Genomic DNA, 8,551 nt, shown 5'->3' with positions numbered 1-8,551 from the left:
ATCAATAGCTTATATTTTTACAAAAAAACATTAAAATTTATTAAATACATATCGTTCTTAAATTGAGCATGTGACAAAATTTGTCACATTTATCAAAACAATGCGAGACTTAGTTTACATTTGACACATTGTTAAATTCCGATTAACTACCTATTCTTATTCAGTTAACAATTTTTACTGCGAAATATGTCACAATAATTCCCGTTTCAATCTCTAAATACTCTCTTTATTTAGATTAAGTTAAAAATAAGACCTTTTTCTATCAATTTAAGGTGAAAATTTTTATATAAAAAAGTGATATTTATTTTAAAAACGGATGTTGGTTAATTTAGACTTATACGAATTTTAAGGGTACTGTAATAGACATCTGTTGACTATTTTCAAATCAGATAAGTGATCAGAACAAAATATACAATTGATCACATTTTATTTTTTACATAGAAAAACCCGTATTTTCATTTGAAAACGCCACCATATAATCAGGTTTGCTATAATTCAATTTAAAATTTAATCTGAGCATAACCTTTGAAGATCATTTTTGCAGGTACACCCGAATTTGCAGCTTCTGCTTTAGCAGCACTCATTGAAACTGATCACGAAATTGTGGCTGTGTATACTCAACCCGACCGTAAATCAGGTCGTGGACAAAAAATGACAGCTTCAGCCGTGAAACAACTTGCACTCGCAAACAACTTACCCGTCTATCAACCTCTTCATTTCAAAGCATCGACAGACGAAGGCTTAGCGGCTCAACAAGAATTAGCAGCTTTGGGTGCAGATATAATGGTGGTTGCAGCTTATGGTTTAATTTTGCCTCAAGCCGTATTAGATACACCGCGCTATGGTTGTTTAAATATTCATGGTTCTTTGCTACCACGTTGGCGTGGTGCCGCTCCGATTCAGCGTGCCATTGCAACAGGCGACACTGAAACCGGAGTAACGATCATGAAAATGGCGGCTGGACTAGATACAGGCGATATGATTTTTAAAACAGTTTGCCCAATCACAGCACAAGAAACCTCAGCAACTTTATATGACAAACTTGCGATCCAAGGCGCTGAAGCAATTTGTGTGGTATTAGAATCAGAACAAAAACTACAACAATATTTAGATGCACGTGAAGTGCAAGATGAACAATTTACGGTATATGCACATAAACTCACAAAAGCTGAAGCGCAAATTGATTGGACTAAATCAGCAGTTGAACTTGATCGCAATATTCGAGCATTCAATCCTTGGCCAGTCGCATTTACACCGATAGATGAAGCCAATAATTTACGTGTGTGGAATTCTCAAATTTCGGACCTTATAGCCGATGGTGAAGTACCCGGAACCATTATCGAAATGAACAAACAAGGTGTACATGTGCTGTGTGGAGATGGTGTGATTTGTCTGACTAGCCTACAATGGCCAGGTGGCAAAGCCATTAACCCTGTACAAATTATACAAAGCCATAAACTTTCACTAGGAAATATATTCGCATGAGCCAAATTCAATCATCTGCAAAAAATTTGAATTTGCGTGCACAAGTGGTTAAAACACTTTTAGCTGTTCAAAATGGACAGTCTTTGGCTTCCGTTTTAAACCAACATATCAATATTGTTTCTGAACGTGATCGTGGTTTATACCATGAGCTTACTTTGGGCTGTTTACGTCAGTGGTATTCTTTAAAAGCAATTACCTTACCCTTGCTCACAAAACCGTTAGACAATGAAGCACTAGAAAGTTGCTTATATTTGGGTTTATACCAGATTTTATGCACCCGTATTCCTGCACATGCGGCGATTTCAGAAACTGTCAATGCAGCGAAACAATTAGGTTTTGAACCGATGAGTGGTTTGGTCAATGCCATCCTTCGTCGTGTTTCACGTGAAACAACTGAGTTTCAAACGGCTTTGAATAATACCCATGGTTTACCAAGTTGGCTGTTCAAACGACTTAAAAAAGATTGGGCTGATCGACTCCCTGAAATCTGTCAAAACTTAAAACAAGTCGCTCCACTAACACTTCGTGTCAATGAACGTCAAATTAGTCGTGATGAATATCTTGATATTTTAGATGAAGAACAGATTGATGCTCGTCCTTGTACACTTTCAGATGTTGGTATTGTTCTGGAACAAACAGGTAATATTACTCATTTACCAGGCTTTGAAGAAGGCGGGTTTTCTGTTCAAGATGAACATGCTCAATTGTGTGCAACACTGTTACCCAACTTAGATGACAAAGTCATTATCGATGCTTGTGCAGCACCGGGTGGTAAAGCAGCTCATATCTTAGAGCGCTTCAATCCTAAAAAATTAATTGCGCTTGATCATGATGCTAAACGATTATTGCGTGTTTCAGAAAACTTGGAACGCCTTGAATTAAATGTTGATGCAACAGTTGAAATCATCACAGCAGATGCTACAACATGGGTGCCTAAAGAGTTGGTCGATTGCATCGTATTGGATGCACCATGTTCTGCTATTGGTGTTCTACGTCGTCATCCTGATATTCGCTTATTGCGTCAATCTACAGATATTCAGCAAGTGGTCGATCTGCAAAAGCAAATTTTAAAGCATATGTGGCAGCAGCTTAAAGTTGGTGGAACACTACTTTATATTACCTGCTCAATTCTAAAAGTTGAAAATGAACAGCAGATGGTCGAGTTTTTTGCTGAACATGCAGATGCTGAAGAAATCAAGATTGACGCAAACTGGGGAATAGAACAAATTCACGGTCGTCAATTGTTGCCTGAAGCGCATCATGGTGATGGTTTCTATTATTGCCGAATTCATAAAACGGCTTAAAAAATGCATTAAAAAAGCAGGCTAATTCGCCTGCTTTTTTTTTGACTCAAGTTTAAAGCGTATGGTGATCTTTGACTTCTTCCAGAACTTCATCCAGTTCTTCAGGATTTTTCATCAAATGTAGGATCGATAAAATCAACCCACCCCATAAAAATACCATTGAAATAATCATCATCACGATTGCAGAAGTATTCATTTTGACGCTCCTATCGATCTTTCATTTTGCTAAGGACTAAAGCAATAACAGCACAGAAAATCACACTGCCCCAACCAAAGAACATCAACATACTTGAACTATAGGTATCGTATCCATTTTTAATCAAGCTAAAAACGGTCATAGTTAAAGTGACCAGCAAAATTAAAGATGTGATTACAGTTAAAGTGAAATCCCAACCTTTACCAAGTTGCACAGTTGAAATACGATTCACATGATCTCGTAACTCCATCAATGCCGAACGTTTAAACCATGCTATCGAAATAATTGACAATAACGCACCACCAATAATCCCAATGTTATTGATAAAGTGATCGACGATATCCACCAGTTTAATCGAGTTCACACTAGAGAATAAGAAAATTGAAACCAGTGCACTACCACCACCAATGATGCTTACGGCTTTTTTACGTCCCCATTTTAACTTGTCTTGCATCGCTGCAATCGGCACTTCAAGGATACTCACCATTGAAGAAATCCCTGCAACAAATAAAGAAGAGAAGAACAGTAAACCGAATAAATCCGCACCAGTCCCTAAACTTGAAATGATTTTAGGGAAAGCAATAAATGCCAAGCCGATACCACCACTGACCACTTGATCTACAGGCTTGCCTGCTGAAAATGCCATAAAGCCCAGTGCCGCGAAGATACCAATACCCGCAAGGATTTCAGTAGACGCATTGGCAAAACCAACAATGAGGCCCGAGCCTGTTAAATTGGTTTTTGGTTTAAGATACGAGGCATAAGTCACCATGATCCCAAAGCCAACAGAGAGTGAAAAGAACGTATGACCAAATGCTGCAAGCCATACTTTATAATCCCACATTGCTGCCCAGTTCGGTGTAAAGAAAGCATTTAAACCTTGGACCGCTCCTGGTAAACGCAAAGCTTGAATAACAAGAATAGTAAACAGAATAAACAGTAGAGGCATGAAAATTTTATTGGATAATTCAACCCCTTTTTTCACACCACCAAATAAGATGATCAGTGTTAATGCCCAAATTCCCACAATTGGCCAAAATAAATGACCAACAAACTGAAAATCAAAACTTGTTGATTTTGAAGTTTGTAAATAGGTATTGAAGAAGAAGTTTTCAGGATCACTTCCCCACAATTGACCTACAGAAAAATAAACATAACTGCCAGCCCATGTCAGTACGCTGGCATAATACAAACCAATAATGATACAGACACAGACTTGCCACCAACCTAAAGTTTCACCCCCTTTAAATAAAGCACGATAGGCTTTAGGAGGTGAAGAATTACTTTTATGCCCTGTCGCATAGTCTAAAAATAACAGTGGCAAACCTGCAGTGATAAGTGCAATTAAATATGGAATTAAAAAAGCGCCACCACCGTTTTCATAAGCAATGTAAGGGAAGCGCCAAATATTACCTAAACCGACAGCCGATCCAACAGCTGCGATAATAAAACCTGATCGTGATGTCCAGTTTTCACGAGATTCTGTCATAAAACACCTAATTCTGTAGATGTCCTCAAATGCTGCTTTTTTTCATTGTGATCTGCGAGCAAAAGAAGTACCAATTTTAAATTTTGTTGTTTGAATAAAACAGCACCTTTTGGGTCCTTTGTTATTATTCCAAACCAGTAACTTTGCAAACTTCTCGGTTAAAGTGCATCAACAAAATTACTGTTTAATGTTGTAACAATACTCGTTTTGTAGCGCTTTTTCTGTAATTTGTGTCCATTTTCCCATGTTTTTTTTACTTTTCATCACACATGGTTAATTTTTAGCTATTTTGCTTGGAATTGCCTATTTCTAATTGACCCTCTTGGGTAGTCGATAATGCCCAATGATTTTATATTCATGCAAAATATCATTTTCACGTGTTCCAGAACCAATGTTATGAATAACCAAAGGTGTTTTTGATAACATTGTGGTTTTATTTGAAATGATACCAATGTGGGTTAAACCTTTACCTAAATCCCATGCCACGATATCACCTGCTTGATGCTTTTGATCATTCACTTGATAACCTTGCCGCTGAAAATAGGTCATGATATTTGGAACCCGTCGATGATCAATATTTCGATCGGTTGCTTTTAAACCCCATTTTTGTGGATATTTTTTAAAATTGGCTTTCATATCTTCATGAATACGTTGTTGCAGATCTATACCTTGATGGCGTAAGGCGCGAATAACCACGTCTGTGCATACGCCTTTGATCAATGGAACATCACCCATTGGATAGGACAATTGAGTATAAGCAGGATCATAATAAAGAGTTTTCCAGATCTGAGAACGTGCATCATTTACCAATTTTTCAGATTGAAATGCCCAAATTTGCACACTCTGTAAGCAAAGCAAAACTATTAAAAATAATGAATTGAAAAATTTTATTATCATTTTTTAACTCTATATATAAAATTCAAAGAAATAAGGAGCCGTAGCCCCTTAGAATATTAACTTATTGTTTGATCACAAGTAAGCGCTCTTCCTGCATATCACCAATTGCAGACTGGATCCCCTCACGACCTAAACCCGAATCTTTCACGCCACCATATGGCATATTATCAACTCTGAAGGTGGGTATATCATTGATAATTACCCCGCCCACATGTAGATGATCCCATGCATAAAGCATCTTATTGAGATTTTGAGTATATACACCAGCTTGTAAACCAAAGCGACCTTGGTTAATCAGTTCGATACCTTTCTCAAATGTTTTATATTTTTCTAAAATTGCCACAGGGCCAAATGCTTCATTTTGATAAATTTCAAGAGATTCATCGACATTTTCAAGCAAAGTTGGCTCGAATAAAACCCCTTTTAAAGTGCCACCAATTAAGATTTTCGCACCCTTTTTCTCCGCTTTATCTACCCATTTTTTTAAACGAATCGCTTCCGCCTCCTTGATCATTGGGCCCACTATCGTGGTTTCTACATGTGGATCTGCAGCAGATACTTTTTTCAATTTTGCTAAGATTTTTTTTCTAAATTCTATATAAATATCAGCATGGACTAAAATTCGTTGCACACTAATACACACCTGCCCCGCATGCCCATATGCACCACCAATCACTCGATCAATCAATGCATCACTTATTTCTGTATCAGGTTCAATTAAAACAGCTGCATTACCACCCAATTCGAGGGTTACTTTTTTACGACCAGCACGTGCTTTCATATCCCAACCCACTTGATCAGAACCGGTAAAGCTGAGCAGCTTAAAGCGATCATCCGTCACTAACACATCAGCATGTTCTCGTGGACAAGGCAAAATTGAAAATGCGCCTTTTGGTAAATCTGTTTCAGCCAAAATTTCTGCGATTTTTAATGCGGAAATTGGTGTCAAACTTGCTGGCTTTAATACAAATGGACAACCCGCTGCAATTGCTGGTGCAATTTTATGTGCTGTTAAATTCAAAGGAAAATTAAACGGACTGATCAGAGACACTGCACCAATCGGCACATGTTGTACCATTCCCCGATATGCAGAAGCCGCAGCGGTTACAGCCAAAGGCATTAAATGACCATCATTGATTGTGGAGACTGCATCTGCCGCTAGCTGGAAAGTATTTATCAGCCTTTCAACCTCAGCTGCTGCTGCAAGTTTAGGCTTTCCACCTTCGATAATTAAAATTTGGGTTAATTCTTCACGAAGCTCTTTAAAGCGCTGAACACAATGTAACAGTATTTTTTGCTTCTGAAATGGCTTTAAAGCAGCCATTTCTTTCTCAGCTTTCACGGCTGCGCTGATGGCTTTTTCTAAAATTTTTGCATCCGCTAAAGCCACTTTTGCATAAATTTTCCCCGAAAATTTATCATGAACTTCAAGCCATTGTCCTGATTTAACCGCTTTATTGGCGACATAAAGTGGGAATTCAATCACTGCTTGATCAATAGAATCACTCATCCTACACCCTCGATTTAATCTTTTTAATAATGCAAAATTTGATAAACCCCTATATCATGCCTTCTGTTAATACAGTATTGAAATGTATTTAAGTAACAAAAATATAGGATGAAAAATTATTTCATCAAGAAGGACATATGAAATCTATTCAATTACCCTTATTTATCGCTGCATTAGGTCTAAGTTCATTTGCTCAAGCTGATTTTATTGGTTTAAAAGGTGATGTGAATTACTGGTCTTACAATGGAAAAATTGAAAATACTAAGCCACTAAATGGTAATAATGATATTGATCGTGATAATGGCATTCAAGCTTCGATTGCTTTTGAACATCCTGTTCCTCTTTTACCGAATGTAAAAATTAAATACACCAATTTAGATAGCTCAACTAACAATAATGATGGTGCATTTAGCTCAAATACAATTGACCTTACTAATACTGATTATATTTTATACTATGAAATACTCGATAATATTGTTAGTGCAGACATTGGTTTAGGCTTAGCAAATATTAATGGTGATTTTAAACAATATGATGCAATTCAATCTATGGATTATACGATGTCTGGTAATTTACCTATTGCTTATGCCTCTATCGGTGGGAAGCTCCCATTTATAGGTTTAAGTACCAAAGGAGAAATTATCGTTGGTAGTGATGGAGATGCAACACTGACAGATGTACAAGCAGAACTTCAATATAATTTTGTGCAAAGTTTACTTTTAGACCTTGGTGCTAAAGTAGGATATCGCTATATGAGTATTGATGCTGATAAAGATGACATCAAATATAAATTAGATTTTAAAGGGCCTTATATTGGTTTAAATGCCCATTTTTAATAGAAAATATCCGTTTATGATCATGTAAGCTTTTTCTTACATGGTCTGCCGATTTATGCGTATAGGCAGAACAGCTAAATTTTAATATTATAAACACATCAGGAAACAGGAAGTTTCCATTAAAAACAAGAATAAGATAGGACGATAACGCAGGATAGCGAAAGGTACGACAGGAGTTATACCTCAGAACCAATACAAAAAACCTCAGGCATGGATGTCTGAGGTTTTTTATTTTGAATAGACTAAAACAATTAAAGTAAAAGACTTACCACTTCATAAAAGCCATTCCGTCAATAGCATCAATTTGAATCAGTTCAGTTTGTTTTTGAACCAGTTTAACCGCTTCATGCAAACTTATTGTTTTTGTATAAGAGCCTTTTTGATCAGGAACAGGAATATCTGCATCTAATGAATAATCATCATTGACGATAAACTGTAAAGTACGATCATTTTTATCAACGATCCCTAAAAAGTTTTCTGGTCTGATTAACACAGATTGCATTATTTCTATGATTTCATCGATAGATGCATACTGATTTTGAGTGGGTAAAACCTCTTCACCATCATAATCTGTAAAGAAAAATTGGAAAATCAACATATTATTAACTGTTTTTATCGTAATACTTTAATTTTTAGCATAAAGAAACGACTGGTTCAATAGCTCAACTCTTTCTATATCTTCACTTCAATGATGATCATGATGAGAAATACAGAAAATAAGTTCAGTTTCATCAATGCATAAGCTTAATCATTGATCAATTAACTTAATATAAATAGATCTCTTTCATTATTCCAATAAACACCACGCATAAAAAAACACCCCAATCTCGCTAG

General features: G+C 36.5%; 8 protein-coding genes. 3 read left to right on the top strand and 5 right to left on the bottom strand.

The window, feature by feature from the left end; translation table 11 throughout:
* Positions 1-525: 525 nt before the first annotated feature.
* Both fmt and rsmB read left to right on the top strand, forming a co-directional pair.
* Complete coding sequence (fmt, locus tag GJV03_RS20755) at positions 526-1,485, top strand: methionyl-tRNA formyltransferase (RefSeq protein WP_154131024.1); 960 nt, start codon at positions 526-528, stop codon at positions 1,483-1,485.
* The gene (rsmB, locus tag GJV03_RS20750; RefSeq protein WP_154131023.1) at positions 1,482-2,789 is read left to right on the top strand and encodes a 16S rRNA (cytosine(967)-C(5))-methyltransferase RsmB; all 1,308 of its coding nucleotides are present in this window, start codon (positions 1,482-1,484) and stop codon (positions 2,787-2,789) included. Before fmt ends, rsmB begins: the two co-directional genes overlap by 4 nt.
* A gap of 52 nt (positions 2,790-2,841) precedes the next feature.
* Here the strand turns inward: rsmB and GJV03_RS20745 are convergent, their stop codons facing one another.
* The 4 genes from GJV03_RS20745 to GJV03_RS20730 form a co-directional block, all read right to left on the bottom strand.
* Positions 2,842-2,985 (bottom strand): methionine/alanine import family NSS transporter small subunit, encoded by a 144-nt coding sequence (locus GJV03_RS20745; RefSeq protein ID WP_004718897.1) that lies wholly within the window; start codon positions 2,983-2,985, stop codon positions 2,842-2,844.
* Between the two features lie 10 nt (positions 2,986-2,995).
* Complete coding sequence (locus GJV03_RS20740) at positions 2,996-4,474, bottom strand: sodium-dependent transporter (protein ID WP_004718898.1); 1,479 nt, start codon at positions 4,472-4,474, stop codon at positions 2,996-2,998.
* Between the two features lie 309 nt (positions 4,475-4,783).
* Entirely contained in the window at positions 4,784-5,371 is a 588-nt protein-coding gene (locus GJV03_RS20735) for a DUF1287 domain-containing protein (protein ID WP_154131022.1), read from the bottom strand.
* A gap of 61 nt (positions 5,372-5,432) precedes the next feature.
* Positions 5,433-6,881 (bottom strand): aldehyde dehydrogenase family protein, encoded by a 1,449-nt coding sequence (locus GJV03_RS20730; RefSeq protein WP_105714790.1) that lies wholly within the window; start codon positions 6,879-6,881, stop codon positions 5,433-5,435.
* A 137-nt stretch (positions 6,882-7,018) separates the two neighbouring features.
* On the opposite strand from GJV03_RS20730, the gene GJV03_RS20725 reads away from it, so the two are divergent.
* The gene (locus tag GJV03_RS20725) at positions 7,019-7,717 is read left to right on the top strand and encodes a TIGR04219 family outer membrane beta-barrel protein (RefSeq protein WP_154131021.1); all 699 of its coding nucleotides are present in this window, start codon (positions 7,019-7,021) and stop codon (positions 7,715-7,717) included.
* A 265-nt stretch (positions 7,718-7,982) separates the two neighbouring features.
* On the opposite strand, the gene GJV03_RS20720 is transcribed toward GJV03_RS20725, so the two are convergent.
* Positions 7,983-8,315: a hypothetical protein gene (locus tag GJV03_RS20720; RefSeq protein WP_154131020.1), complete on the bottom strand. Its 333-nt coding sequence runs from the start codon at positions 8,313-8,315 to the stop codon at positions 7,983-7,985.
* Positions 8,316-8,551: the final 236 nt, after the last annotated feature.

Source organism: Acinetobacter sp. RIT698 (assembly GCF_009668065.1).
Classification (GTDB): domain Bacteria; phylum Pseudomonadota; class Gammaproteobacteria; order Pseudomonadales; family Moraxellaceae; genus Acinetobacter; species Acinetobacter guillouiae.
The sequence above is the reverse complement of the archived record's forward strand: the minus strand, read 5'-3'. Positions and strand labels throughout refer to the sequence as shown.

What these genes read in the sequence shown, in the direction of transcription:
- rsmB (WP_154131023.1), top strand. Translation starts at nt 1,482, where the DNA reads ATGAGCCAAATTCAATCATCTGCAAAAAATTTGAATTTGCGTGCACAA.
- GJV03_RS20745 (WP_004718897.1), bottom strand. Translation starts at nt 2,985, where the DNA reads ATGAATACTTCTGCAATCGTGATGATGATTATTTCAATGGTATTTTTA.
- GJV03_RS20740 (WP_004718898.1), bottom strand. Translation starts at nt 4,474, where the DNA reads ATGACAGAATCTCGTGAAAACTGGACATCACGATCAGGTTTTATTATC.
- GJV03_RS20735 (WP_154131022.1), bottom strand. Translation starts at nt 5,371, where the DNA reads ATGATAATAAAATTTTTCAATTCATTATTTTTAATAGTTTTGCTTTGC.
- GJV03_RS20730 (WP_105714790.1), bottom strand. Translation starts at nt 6,881, where the DNA reads ATGAGTGATTCTATTGATCAAGCAGTGATTGAATTCCCACTTTATGTC.
- GJV03_RS20725 (WP_154131021.1), top strand. Translation starts at nt 7,019, where the DNA reads ATGAAATCTATTCAATTACCCTTATTTATCGCTGCATTAGGTCTAAGT.
- GJV03_RS20720 (WP_154131020.1), bottom strand. Translation starts at nt 8,315, where the DNA reads ATGTTGATTTTCCAATTTTTCTTTACAGATTATGATGGTGAAGAGGTT.